Origin of the sequence: Streptomyces sp. PU-14G (genome assembly GCF_041028275.1) — a bacterium.
GTDB lineage: Bacteria > Actinomycetota > Actinomycetes > Streptomycetales > Streptomycetaceae > Streptomyces.
In genome coordinates this window covers 1-13003 of record NZ_JASKYT010000189.1, presented here as the reverse complement: position 1 = coordinate 13003, position 13003 = coordinate 1, and the positions used below count along the sequence as shown (strand labels likewise).

Sequence of the window (13003 nt, the reverse complement as noted above, 5' to 3'; positions counted from 1 at the left end):
GTCCCGACCACCCCCGCGAACCCTGTAGACTTGTCGCCGCAGCGGCCCCCACACTGGTCGCACGCACCCGCCGCCTTAGCTCAGTCGGCCAGAGCGACGCACTCGTAATGCGTAGGTCAAGGGTTCGATTCCCTTAGGCGGCTCGTCTGAAGCCCAGGTCACACAACCCGTGACCTGGGCTTTTTCATGTTCTGGGCGGCATTGGGCTGCATGACAGACCCGTGCTCTCGTGCCGCCTCGTCCAAAGGGAGCGCGAGGGGAGCGCATGGGCGCAGAGCTTGTGCAGAGGGGAGCGCGGGCACCGGCTTCCCAGAGGCGTCGCGCTGTCGAGCAGAGCCTCCGGACTCAATGCCGGAATTTGTGGAAGCGCTCCAAGGGCCGCGCCTACGCTGGGGGCCGTGCCGAACCCTATAGACACCGTCCCCTTCCGGTCCCTGTGACGCAGGCCAGCGCTGTGCTCCTGACTCACGGAGCCGAGGTAGAGGCCACTGCTGTGCAGGGCGTCGCGGCGCATCTCGTAGAGACGTTGGCTCGGCAATCGGCCATGGCCCCAGAGGAAGCAGTTCACCTGATGACTCCGGAGGCCATCGCGGACGCGATCACCAAAGCCACGGCAGAGGAGAAGAAGCAGGCACCGGCACTGCACGCTGTCCGGCCCGTGCGCATCGATGACGGCACTGCCCGCGCGCCCGTGGAGGCGCTCTGCCACCTCGTCATGGCGGCATCGCAAGCGCTGCCGCGAGTCCGAGGAAGGCCAGGAAGTGACTGCCCTTTTCGCTCGTACCGGACGGTCAGGCGGCGGTAGCCGAACAGCCACGAGATGGCCCGCTCGGTCTTCCAGCGGTGCCGGCCGAGGCGCTCGCCGGTCTCAATGCCGGGTCGGGCGATGCGCGGGACGATGCCTCGCTCGCGCAGCCACTTCAGCCTCTCGGCGGAGTGGCGCGCCTTGTCGGCGCGGAGCCTGCCGGGGCGGCGTCTGTGGGGGCCGCACTGGGAACGGTGCAGAGCCTGTGTACGAGGGGAGCGCCGACGAACCGGCAGAAGAGGCGGCCAGCCTCGCGACAACGACAGATCGCCCCCGCGTGGCTCTGTAGGGTCTGCACAGCCCCGTCCATCCGAGGGGGAGAACGTGAGGGCCCCGAAGCAGTTCGCCAGCGCTTGGGTCTCTCAGCGACGAACGGGATCTCGAACACCTCTCCGCACCGCTCACCAGGCATGCCTGCAAGTGGCTTCGGAGACAGTTCGGTGGCGTCACTTCCTGACGACACCACCGCCAGGCGGACACGGAGACCAATCGACAGAGCCGTTGTCACAAGCTGACCTTCAGCTGCCAGCAGGCTGTTTGGACATGGCGAGGCCCCGGTCGCACGAGTGGTGGTCCAGGACGCGGCGGAGGTCGGCGACGCGGATGGCGAGGTAACGGTCTCCAGGCCGGCGGAGGCATCGTCCTCCCCCCGTCCTCCGGCCCGTGGTGGGGGACGACGCGTCCGTCCGGGAACTCCACCGCCGCCGCGTCGCCGGGGTGGTCCACGCCCGCCACGACGTACCCCCGCGAGGCCAACTCCTCCGCCACGGCAGTCAACCCTGCCCGGTACTCCCCCGACCCGGGCGAGAGCAGCACCGACGGCCACGCCGCCGACCCCCTCGCCACAGCCGCGCCCTCCACCGCGTGAACCCTCGTTCCGGCCAGTGCCTCGTGCAGCGCGGGCCCGAACTCCTCCCCTTCCTCGCCTTCCGGGCGGGGCCGCTCACCGGCGCGAGATCTGGTGTCCCGCAACGTCGCTTCCCTCTATCGGAATTGTTCTCCAGGCAATGCGTTCTTCAGCGATGGCGTGACAATCAGTACTTGTCGAATGCGAAGTCCTGCTTGTTGGACAGCGCCCACTTCGCCCTGCTGTTCTGGAAATCCGCGCAGAGGCAGGGGCCGGATTCCACGTCTGCCGCTCCCGCCGTCGCTGAGCCATTTCCACTGAGACAAGAGGCGATGCCATGCCCCAGACATCCGAGCCCAATTCCGAAGTCCCGGAAACCGGTGCCCCGCCGTCACCGGACTCGCGCCGTTGGTGGGGCCTGGTGGTCATCGGCATGGCCCAGTTGCTCGTCGTCCTCGACGCGACGATCGTCAACATCGCTCTGCCGTCCGCCCAGGCCGACCTGGGCATGTCGGACGCGGACCGGCAATGGGTGATCACCGCATACACGCTGAGCTTCGGCGGGCTGCTGCTGGTCGGCGGCCGGGTGGCCGACTTCCTCGGCCGCAGACGCGTCTTCATGGCCGGGCTCGTCGGATTCGGTCTCGCCTCGGCACTCGGCGGTGCGGCGGCGAGTCCCGGTATTCTTTTCGCGGCCCGCGCGTTCCAGGGTCTTTTCGCCGCCGCGCTGGCGCCCGCCGCATTGGCTCTGATCACCACGATGTTCACGGATCCCCGGGAACGCGGAAAGGCATTCGGGGTCTATGGCGCCCTCAGCGGCGGCGGCGCCGCGATCGGGCTGCTCGCCGGTGGCGTACTGACCGAATACCTGGACTGGCGCTGGTGTCTGTACGTCAACACGCCGATCGCGCTGGTGGCCCTGCTCGGCTGCACGCTCCTCCCGCGCGACCGGGGCACCACCGGCCCGAGCAAACTCGACCTTCCCGGCGCCCTGTTGGGCTGCGGCGGGCTGCTCGCCATCGTCTACGCTTTCTCCCGGGCCGAGCACGGCTGGGACGACACGCTGGTCCTCGGGCTGTTGCTGCTCGGTGTGGTGATGCTGGCGGTGTTCACCCTCGTGGAGCGGCGGACGGGTCAGCCCATGCTGCCGCTGCGGGTGGTCGTGCACCGGGGACGCGGGGGCTCGTTGCTCGCGGTGGCCCTCTCGCAGGTCGGCCTCTTCGGGCTGTTCCTGTTCATGACCTACTACCTCCAGGTGATCCTCGACTACTCGCCGGTCCTCACCGGGGTGGCCTTCCTGCCGTTGACGGCGGGCATCGTGGTCGGCGCCTCGTTCATTGCCGGGCGCATCCTGCCGCGGACGCAGCCGCGGTTCCTGATCGCCCCGGCCCTGGTCGTCGCGGCCCTGGGCATGACCATCCTCACCGGTCTGGAGCCGGGCATGGACGGGGTCTACCTGAAGCTGCTGTTGCCCGCGCAGATCCTCATCGGGCTCGGGATCGGCTGCGTCATGATGCCCGCGATGAGCACGGCGACGGCGGGGGTGGCGCCGCACGAGGCGGGAGCGGCCGCCGCGCTGGTCAACAGCGCCCAGCAGGTGGGCGGTTCGCTGGGCGTCGCGTTGCTGAACACGATCTCCACCTCGGCCACCAGCGACTACCTCAAGGAGCACGGCACGTCGGCGGCAGCCGTCGCGGAGGGCACGGTGCACGGCTACACGGTGGCCATCGCCCTCTCGGTCGGCATCCTGCTCGTCACGGCACTGCTCGCCGCCGCGCTGATCAACACCCGGCCGCCGTCGGCGCCCGCGGCCGCCCGGGCCGAGCAGCCCAACGAGGTCCCCTCCTAACGGGCGCCTCTCCGGGAGGCTCCGCTCATTTGCATTGACAACCAGTAATTGTCGCCCAACAATTGGTTGTTGTGGACGTCGACCTGGATCTCGCGCTGGTGAGGTCGTTCGTGGTCACCGCCGAGGAGATGCACTTCCGGCGGGCGGCCGAGCGGCTCGTCATCACGCAGCAGGCCGTCTCCCAGCGCGTCCGCCGACTGGAGTGCCTGCTCGGCGTTCCGCTCTTCGTCCGGGGGCATCGCGGGGTCGACCTCACCGACGCGGGAAGGCGCTTCCTCGGCCCGGCCCGGAACGTGCTCGCGGCCGCCGCCGCGGCGGCCGAGGCGGCCCGCTCCCCCGCCCAGCGCTCGCTGCGGGTGGACGTGGTCGATGGGCGGCTGGCCCCGCTGCGGCTGGTGCGCAGGCTCCTGGAGGAGGACCCGGAGCTGCCGGTGAACATCAGCAGTCGCCAAGCGCTGCGGGTGTCCCTGCCGGCCCTGACGCGCGGCGAGATCGACTGCGCCTTCGGCCGGGTGCACGACGCGGCGCGGCCCCCCGCCGGTGCCGACCACGAATTCGTCCGTCTCGAGCCGGTCTGTGCGTTGCTGCCGCGCAGCCACGAGCTGGCGGGCCGGGACCGGCTGACGATGGACGACCTGCGCCGCACCGGAATCTGGATGCCGCACTACGGCCAGGACTCGGAGTGGCACAGCTTCGTGCGCCACCTGGCCGAGGAGTTCGGTCTCTCGCTCACGCTCTCCGGGCCCGCGATCTCCGAGGAGCACTTCGTGCAACTCCTCTGGGAGCACGCGGAGATGGTATGCCTCGGCGGCTCCGACGTGTCGTACGGGTATTCGTCCGACATCCGTTGTCTGCCGCTGGTAGAGCCGAGACCGCTCTACCCCTGGTCGCTGGTGTGGCTGCGAAGCAACGGGCACCCCCTCGTGGAGCGCATGATCACGATGGCGCGGGCGGTGGCGGCGGATTGGCTCGCCTACACCCCCCGTGCGGACTGGTTGCCCAAGGAAGACCTCGCTCTGCTCGATGAACGGCGGGCTATTCGCGGCTGATCCAGCCATCTCCGCCCGACTGATCCGTCGCCTCGGTGGCTCGCAAGTGACCGTTTACGCCCAGCCGTGCACGGGAACCCCTCCCCGGGCCACGCGTTGCCCCATGCTCCCTCCCGACGCCCGCGGCGTGCCCCGCTACCCAGCCGGACGTCCTCCCCTCCGCCCCGTCGGCGGCCGTTACCGCCGCCGCCGTGAATCATGGACTCTCGTTCCCTGTCAAGGAGATCGTGCGGCGACCGAAGTCGTGCGCGGTGTTCTTCGGGCCACGGGGCGATCGAGTACTGTTCGAGTGGCAATTGCGGCGGGCTCTTCCATATCACCGGGGTGAATTCCTCCCGGCGTCGGAGTCGCCGGCTTCCACACTGCGGAAACATCGGCCACCGAACGCCCACGGAAACCTTCTTGTGGAGACCGATTGTCCAGCGCTATGCGAATCCGTAGACGTGTACTCTGCTCAGGCATTGGCGTCCTGACGTCGATTCAATTCCTTCTCTCCCCCACTTCCCAGGCCACCACCACAGCGCCCGGAAAAGCGTCCCTCGACGAAGGACCCGGTATTTCACAGGAGCGCGTCTCCGCGCATCTCGCACAGTTCGAGAGGATCGCGGACGCGCACGGCGGGAACCGGGCGTCGGGCACTGGCGGACATGCCGCCTCGATCGACTACACGGAGGGAATCCTCAAGCGGGCGGGGTTCCGTACCCACCGTCAGCAATTCCCCTTCCGCTACACCGAGACGCTAAAGGAGAGGCTCGCCCTGCACGACGGCACGACCCCCTCCGTGGTCGCCGCCGGATACTCGCCGTCCACGCCCAAGGGCGGCCTGGAACGCCGGATCGTCGCTCCGGGTGACGGGGAGCCCGTGCCCGGCTGCGCGGCCGACGACTACGCCGGAACCTCCGTCCGCGGCGCCATCGCCCTGGTCGCGGCCGACGGCTGCGAGATGGACGAGAAGGAGCGGGTCGCCGCCGCGGCCGGCGCCGAGGCCATACTCGTCGCCAACACCGGCCCCGGCGAACTGCACGCCTGGCTCGCGTCGGACGGTAGGGCACGCATCCCCGTCGGTGGCGTCTCCCGGGCCACCGGTGTCCGGCTCGCGCGCGAGGCGGACACCGGGCGCCGGGTCCGGCTCGACCTGCGTTCGCTGACCGAGACCCGGACGACCGAGAACCTGATCGCCGTCAGCCTGCAGGGCGACGCGGAACACACCGTCGTCAGCGGTGCCCACCTGGACTCCGTGCCCGAGGGCCCCGGTATCAACGACAACGGCGTGGCTGCCGCCGTCCTGCTGGAGGCCGCGCTCGACAGCGCCCGGCAAGGGGGTGCCGTGGGCGGGAATCGGCTGGTCTTCGGCTTCTGGGGCGCGGAGGAATTCGGCCTGCTGGGTTCACGCCACTATGTCGATGCGCTCTCGGCACCGCAGCGCGAGCGCACGGAGCTGTACCTCAACCTGGAAATGATCGGCAGTCCCAACCCGGGTCTGTTCACTCTCGATCCCCACGCCACCGACCCCGTCTCGGGTCAGCGACCGGCGCCGGGCGCCGAAAGCATCGCCCGCCGGTTGACCGAGGCGTTCGCCGAACGGGGCTATGCCTCGCGTCCCGCACCCGCCGATGGGCGCTCCGATTATGTGCCCTTCGTCGCCGCCGGGATCCCCACCGGAGGGCTCTATGGGGGCTCCTTCGAGACCAAGACACGGGAGCAGGCCGCGTTGTGGGGCGGCACCGCCGGAGCCCCCTTCGATCCCTGCTACCACCTGCCGTGCGATCGCACTCGGCAGTACAGCCCGAAGGCGGCGGCCTTGCACGCCGACGCCTTCCGGCAGGTCCTGCGGCACTACACGCGGCATCCGCTGTCCGCCCCCGACTCCGGATCCGCCGCTGTGCCCGGAGCGACGAGCGGGAGGGACGCCGATGGCAGCCGGGGCTGAGGCGCGGCCGGTGGTCGGCGCCCTCATCACGGACACGCACGGGCGGGTGTTCGTGCAGCGCAGGTCCGAGGACCGGCGGCTGTTTCCGGGCTGCTGGGACGTCGTGGGCGGGGCCGTGGAAGAGGGCGAGGGCCGGTACGAGGCGCTGCGTCGGGAGATCGAGGAGGAGACGGGTTGGAGTCTGCGCCGCATTCTCGCCGAGCTCGCCCGGGAGCACTGGACCCACGGTGGCGTCGAGCACGTCGAGACGGACTATCTCGTCGAGGTGGACGGTGATCTGACGGCTCCACGACTGGAACGCGACAAGCACACCGACTTTGCCTGGGTGGGCGCCGGGGAGCTGGCGCTGCTGGACGAGAACACCTGGCGCACCGGAAGCACCTTCATCAAAGACTTGGTGTCCGCGGCACACCGCCAACTGGCCGTCATGGCCGAGGTCCGAGCGGCGGACTGACGGCGACGGACACGGTGATGGCCGCCCGTGCACGCGGCGGCTACCGCCGACCGCGGCGGCGAGCAGCACACGGTGGCGACAGCCGACGGCATACAGCGACAGACAGCTACGGACGGTCACAGATGCCGACCGGCATCGACGTGCCCCAGCGACGGTTGACGCGGCGGCGCACGCGGTGAACAGGTCAGGCCGGTCTGGGGGACAGCGGTGCGCGTTCCGCCCTTTCCGGCCACCCGAACCATCCTCACAGCCATTTCAAAAAAGGGGGAGATCTGCATGTCAACGCGCGCACGGAAAACAGAGCCCAGTCGCCCCAGGGTGTTGCTGGTCGGCTTCGCGGGCCAGCAGGGAAAGGAGTATCTGCCGGTCGTGCGCGAGCATGCGCACATCGTCGGCGGAGTCGATTACTCTCCCGCAGCCCCCGCGCTCGCAGAGGAAGGGGGTTTTCCGCAGTTCGACAGGGTCGGTGAGGCGCTCAAGTGCGTCGACTTCGAGGTGGCCCTCGTCACCGTGCCGCACCACGCGCATTATCCGGTCTGCAGGGAGTTACTGCTGCATGGCAAGCACGTGATCAAGGAAAAGCCGTTCGCGGTCACCGAGGCCGAGGCGCAGCAGCTCGCCAGGCTCTCCGAACAGGCCGACCGCAGCGTCTTCACGCTGCTCCAGCGGAACTTCAATCCCGTCTTCTCCTTCACGGAGAAGAATTTCTTCCGGATAGGCGAGCCGTACTGGTTCAGCTACGACTATCACCTCAACCTCGCTCGCCCCACCAGTGGTTGGCGGGCCTGCCGGGAGCACGCACTCGGCGGGGTCCTGCTCGACATGGGCTACCACCTCATCGATGTCCTCGGCGGTCTCTTCCCCGAGCCCACCCGGGTGCACGCGGCCTTCGTCCACCACTACCGGGAGATGCGGGACCGCCGCCTGGAGGACCTCGTCAGCGTCATGTGCGGTTACGCCACGCCCGCGCTGGCCGGGTCCTTGCGGATCTCGCGCCACAACCACGAGAAGACCGAGCGCCTGACGATCCTCGGCACCGCGGGGGCACTGAACGTCACTCCGCAGGTCGCGGCCCTCCACCCGCCGGGAGGGCAGATCGTGGACCGTCACGAATGGGGCGGCCCCAAGAGCGAGGCGGTCCGCGCCATGTTCGCGCACTACCTCGCGCACCTGGACGACCGGGCGCTGCGCCGCGCGCACCTGCGCCGCCAACTGGCCACCGTCCGCACCATCGACGCGATCTACCGAAGCCGCTCCACCGAGCCCAGCGCGCTGGCCGACCGGTGCGCCTGACCCGCGCCCCCTTCGCCTCACACCTGGAGGGAACGTGACGCTGACCATCACCCTGGCGGACACGCCCGGGGACTATCTCGCCGCCGCGCTCGCCGGTCCCGTCGGCCCCGCAGGCCCGCCGCCCGGCGCCCTCGACCCGCGCGGACACCATCGATGGCCCCGCCGGATCGCCGCCCGGCTGGGCGTGGCCACCGCACCCGCCGCCCGCGACACGCCCGCCGGGGCCGGTGGCGCGACCCCCGAGGAGGCCGTCGCGGCCCTGCGTGACGCACGCTCCGAGCATCTCGTCATCGCGCTGGCGCCCATGGACGGCACGGCCCCGGCGACACGGCCCGGTGACGCCGGACCCAGGGGGACGGTCGGGGACTTCGCCTTCGCGGCCGCCGCCTTCGCGTGGGCCAAGCATGCTCAGTTGCGTATCACCCACGACGAGGACGCGGTGCTGGGTGCCGTGCACGCCGTCGCGCCGCGCTTCGTGACCCTCATCGGCCCGGCCGCGCTGCTCGGCTTCGGCCTCACCACCCGGATACGGTCCCGGTTCCCCCACCTCGAGCTGGGTGTTCTCCACGCGCACACGCCGGCCAAGCTGAGCGAACTGGTCCTCAAGACCGTGCTCTACCCCCGGCTGCCGGCCGCCGAGGACGTCCTGGTTGCGCCCCTGCTGAAGGGCGAGGAGCCGCTGCACAACGGGCGGCTGACTATCCACCCGCAGGACGCCGTCGACCCCGCCGCCCTCGCCCACCCCGCCGCTGGGGAAGCCGACGCCACCGCCACGGGGCAGCGCGCGGGACTGCTGAGGCTGTTCAGCGTGATCACCCATGGCAGCGAGGACTACCTGCGGCTGACCCCCCACGATCTGCTGTGCGGGCGAACCGATGACCCGGAGAAACTGGAGGCGGCACGGCGGCAGCCCGGCGCCACCCTCCCGGCCTGCATGCACGGGGACGGCTGTGTCTACCCCGAGGCTCGCCGGTGGGACCCGGCCTCCATAACCGCGCAGCTCGTCTTCGCCAACGCCTGCCTGACGGTCAAGCTCGGCACGCAGCTCTTCGGCGGGCGGGGCAGCTTCACCGTCGCCCAGCGCTTCCTCGACGCCTGGGCCGGGAGCTACATCGCCAGCCCACTGCTCAAGGACGGCACGCACGGGGAGAACCTGCTCTTCCACTACCTGCTGGAGGAGGGGCACACCGTCGGTGCCGCCGTGCGTCAGGTGAACGAGAGTCTCCACCGGTGGGGCATCGACGCGCCCGAGGTACTCGTCATCGGCGACCCCGAGGCGCGCTACGCGCCCGAGCGGGCCCGGCCCCTCCCCGATGCGGTGAGCTACCAGGAGTCCCCGGGCCGGGCGGAGATCACCTTCGAGGGGACGCTGCCGGCCTTCACCCGCGTCCGTCTCAAGGGCCCCGAGTTGCGGGACGCACACCGTCAAGGCCGACTCACCGTTGCGCCCGTCGTTCCTTTCGGCGGCAAGCTCCCCGTCTACGGCTCCGTCACCGAGGGCGAGGACGGCGAACTCAACGCGCTGGTCTTCGGGTTCCGGGAGAGGCCGCTGACCGGCACCGAGACCTCCCGCTCCGTGGCGGTGGAGCCCCGTCGGACCAGCGCGGCCGACCGTATCGTGCGCGCCGTCGAACGCTATGAGAACCTCGCCTGCCTCGACATCAAGCTCGACAAGGCGCGCTCGGTGCTCACCGACACCGCCAACAGCCTGCCGGCCGTGGCGCGCAGGACCAGAACGGCGGCCAGCGAGCTGACTCAGTCCGAGCCGCTGCACAAGGCCACTGAGCGGATCCTGGCCAACTGCGCCCGGCTCGACCAGCACCTGCTGTCCACTCTGCTGCGGCTCACCGAGACCCGCGAGTACCACTTCGTCGAGGCATACCGGCCCGCCTACGCCGTCCAGCGGGTGGAGAGTCCGTACGCCGCCTGCGTGTACTGCGGGGAGGCCACCCACCGGTACACCAGCGCCCACGTGCTGCGGCCCCGACTGCGCCGTCTGCTGATCACCTGCCCGGTGTGCGGAGCCACCCAGGACACCGAGGACGACACGCTCACCCTCATGGTCGAGGGCGACCCGGTACTCGTTCCCGGCGGCCAGACCCGGCTGCGCCTGCGGCTGACCAACGACGGTGAGGACGACAGGGACGTGCTCCTGGGCGCCCGCATCACCCGGGGCAAGCCGCACGGCTTCGGCTTCGACCTGGACCCCGGCACGGTGCGGGTACCGGCCGGCGGCAGCGCCGACGTGCGCCTGAGCATCACCACCGGCGAGCCGCTGAACCGGCACGCCATGCTGCTGCGCTGCTACGCGGTCGGGGAGGGCCGGATCGACTTCGCCGGCCGCGACCTGCGGTTCGCCCCGAGCCGGTGAGCGGCTCGCGCCCGCGCGCCGCGCGCCGTGCGCACACACCGGTCAGCCGACACCCACGTCAGGAAAGGCTTCATGACCACCGACGACACCCTCGCCCTCCTCGGAGGCGCCCCCGTCATCCACCAGCCCCTCCCGCACGAGGTCTGGCCGCCGCCCGCCGACGAGGCCGAGCTCGCCGAGCTTGCCCGGCAGCGCAACACCGACATCTCCATCAGAGGCAACGCCGGCCCGATCGGTGCGCTGGAGCGGGACTTCCTCGACTTCCTGGAGGGCGGCGCCCGCTTCGCGGTCACCTTCAACTCCGGTACCAGTGCCCTGTTCGCCGCGTACTTCGCGCTCGGCGTGCGCGAGGGTGTACGGGTGATCGGCCCAGCGCTGACCTACCATGCCGCGCTCAGCCCGGTCTTCGCGCTGCGCGGCGACGTCGTGCTCGCCGACATCGACCCGGCGAGCCGGTGCCTGGACCCCAAGACGCTGGAGGCCGCGATCACCGAGCGCACGAAGGTGATCACAGCCGTCCATCAGTGGGGCCACCCGTGTGACATGGACGCGGTCCTGGACATCGCCCGGCGGTACGGGCTGCGGGTCGTGGAGGACTGCTCGCACGCGCACGGCAGCCGCTACAAGGGCAGGCCGGTGGGCACCTTCGGGGACGCCGCCGTCTTCTCCCTCCAGGCCAACAAGGCCGTCTTCGCCGGTGAGGGCGGCATCCTGGTCACCAACGATCCGCTGCTGCACGATCGGGCCACCCTGCTGGGCCACTACCGCGACCGCTCCCGCGATGCCGTGCTCGACGAGGACCTGCGGGCCTTCTGGGTGACCGGCTTCGGACTCAAGCTGCGCATGTCACCGTTCAACGCCATCGTCGCCCGGCACGCGCTGGCGTCCTTCCCCGCGCGCAAGAAGGCCCGCCACCACTGCCTGAACCACTTCACCCGGCAGTTGCGCTCCGTTTCCTACCTGGAGCCGGTGCACACCGCCGACGAGGTGGACATGGGCGCCTGGTACGGCTACAAGCCGCTGTACCGGCCCGAGGCGATGGGCGGCCTTCCCCGCTCCGTGCTCATCGACGCGCTGCGCGCCGAAGGCATGGAGGTCGGTGCGCCCTCCGGGCCACGGCTGGGCACGTTGCCGCTCTACTCCGGCGCGGAGAACCCCCTGTTCCCGGGCGCGTTCAAGGAGCCCAGCTCTCCGGCGCCCGGGTCGCACGCCGAGCATGTCGAACAGCACGCCTTGTCCCTGCCCACGTTCACCGACTGGCCCGGCGACGAACCGCTGATCGACGCGTACGTCGAAGCCTTCCGCAAGGTCGAGCGCAACCGTGACGCGTTGCTGCGGCACGCCGCCCGGCTGAGCCCATGATCACCGCCAGGAGCAGCACCCACCTCCGGTTCCCCACATCAAGAGCCGACGAAAGCCGACAGACAGCCCACGGAGAGGACCGATATGACCGTCAAGGAATCCCCCGAAGCCGCTGCCCAGGTGCTTCAGCACGCCATGTCGGGTGACGACCTGCCGGACTCCTTCAGCCTGCTGGGCCGGGAGTGGACCTTGCACCGCGGGGTCTTCCCCGGCACCCTCACCGCGGCGACCGAGGTGATGGCCTCGGTGCTGCCCTACCCTCAGGGCGGGTCCTTCCTGGAGGTCGGCTGCGGCACCGGCGTTATCTCGGTGACCGCCGCGCTCCAAGGCTGCGCCTCCGTGACCGCGCTGGACATCAACGAGAAGGCCGTCGCCAACACCCGCGCCAACGCCGAACGGCATCAGGTGGGCGACCGGGTACGGGCCCTGCACAGCGACCTGTACGCCGCGCTCCAGCCCGACGAGCGCTTCGACGCGATCTTCTGGAACGTGCCGTGGACCTACGTGGAGGACGGCTTCTCGCTCTCCACCGATCTGCACTCGGCCGTCTTCGATCCCGGCTATCAGGGTCAGGCCCGCTTCATCGCGGGCGCCCGTGCTCATCTGACGCCGGGCGGGCGTCTGTTGATGGGCACCGCCGACCTGGGTGACCGCGAGCGCATCGACGCCTTCGCCGCGGAGAACGGCATGCGCGTCGAGCTGCTGCGCAAGGTCCGCCGGATCGAGGTGGTCCGCGTCATGGAGTACCACCTGCTGGAGCTGCACTCCAAGTGACCGGACGGGGCCGGCCGCGCTCACGGCGGCCGGCCCCGTACCGCCCCCCGCCCCTCCCGTTCCCCCCCCCCCCCCCCCCCCCCCCCCCCCCCCCCCCCCCCCCCCCCCCCCCCCCCCCCCCCCCCCCCCCCCCCCCCCCCCCCCCCCCCCCCCCCCCCCCCCCCCCCCCCCCCCCCCCCCCCCCCCCCCCCCCCCCCCCCCCCCCCCCCCCCCCCCCCCCCGTACCACCTGCTGGAGCTGCACTCCAAGTGACCGGACGGGGCCGGCCG

General features: G+C 70.7%; 9 protein-coding genes, 1 tRNA gene and 1 pseudogene. 9 read left to right on the top strand and 2 right to left on the bottom strand.

The features are described 5' to 3' along the window. Positions 1-69 precede the first annotated feature (69 nt). Positions 70-143 (top strand) — tRNA-Thr (locus tag AB8Z75_RS21250). Positions 144-771: 628 nt separating this feature from the next. On the opposite strand, the pseudogene AB8Z75_RS21245 reads toward AB8Z75_RS21250, so the two are convergent. Together AB8Z75_RS21245 and AB8Z75_RS21240 are read right to left on the bottom strand one after the other, a co-directional pair. Next, a pseudogene (locus AB8Z75_RS21245) lies at positions 772-912 on the bottom strand (IS5/IS1182 family transposase); the annotation flags it as partial. A 397-nt stretch (positions 913-1309) separates the two neighbouring features. Next, the gene (locus AB8Z75_RS21240) at positions 1310-1777 is read right to left on the bottom strand and encodes a hypothetical protein (RefSeq protein WP_369204330.1); all 468 of its coding nucleotides are present in this window, start codon (positions 1775-1777) and stop codon (positions 1310-1312) included. 212 nt (positions 1778-1989) lie between these two features. Here AB8Z75_RS21240 and AB8Z75_RS21235 point away from each other — a divergent pair, with 212 nt between their 5' ends. From AB8Z75_RS21235 to AB8Z75_RS21200, 8 genes are all read left to right on the top strand, one after another. Beyond that, positions 1990-3501 carry an MFS transporter gene (locus AB8Z75_RS21235; RefSeq protein WP_369204328.1) on the top strand — a complete coding sequence of 504 codons (1512 nt, stop codon included), beginning with the start codon at positions 1990-1992 and terminating at the stop codon, positions 3499-3501. Positions 3502-3572: 71 nt separating this feature from the next. After that, complete coding sequence (locus AB8Z75_RS21230; RefSeq protein ID WP_369204326.1) at positions 3573-4550, top strand: LysR family transcriptional regulator; 978 nt, start codon at positions 3573-3575, stop codon at positions 4548-4550. 427 nt (positions 4551-4977) lie between these two features. Continuing rightward, the gene (locus AB8Z75_RS21225; protein WP_369204324.1) at positions 4978-6480 is read left to right on the top strand and encodes a M28 family peptidase; all 1503 of its coding nucleotides are present in this window, start codon (positions 4978-4980) and stop codon (positions 6478-6480) included. Continuing rightward, positions 6464-6934, top strand: a complete 471-nt coding sequence (locus AB8Z75_RS21220; RefSeq protein WP_369204322.1) for an NUDIX domain-containing protein — start codon at positions 6464-6466, stop codon at positions 6932-6934. The genes AB8Z75_RS21225 and AB8Z75_RS21220 overlap by 17 nt, the downstream gene beginning before the upstream one ends. A 276-nt stretch (positions 6935-7210) precedes the next feature. Beyond that, entirely contained in the window at positions 7211-8227 is a 1017-nt protein-coding gene (locus AB8Z75_RS21215) for a Gfo/Idh/MocA family protein (protein ID WP_369204320.1), read from the top strand. A gap of 34 nt (positions 8228-8261) precedes the next feature. Next, on the top strand, positions 8262-10598 hold the full coding sequence (locus tag AB8Z75_RS21210) for a hypothetical protein (RefSeq protein ID WP_369204318.1): 2337 nt from the start codon (positions 8262-8264) through the stop codon (positions 10596-10598). A 72-nt stretch (positions 10599-10670) separates the two neighbouring features. Beyond that, positions 10671-11960 (top strand): DegT/DnrJ/EryC1/StrS family aminotransferase, encoded by a 1290-nt coding sequence (locus AB8Z75_RS21205; RefSeq protein WP_369204316.1) that lies wholly within the window; start codon positions 10671-10673, stop codon positions 11958-11960. Between the two features lie 84 nt (positions 11961-12044). Next, entirely contained in the window at positions 12045-12734 is a 690-nt protein-coding gene (locus AB8Z75_RS21200) for a class I SAM-dependent methyltransferase (protein ID WP_369204314.1), read from the top strand. Positions 12735-13003: the final 269 nt, after the last annotated feature.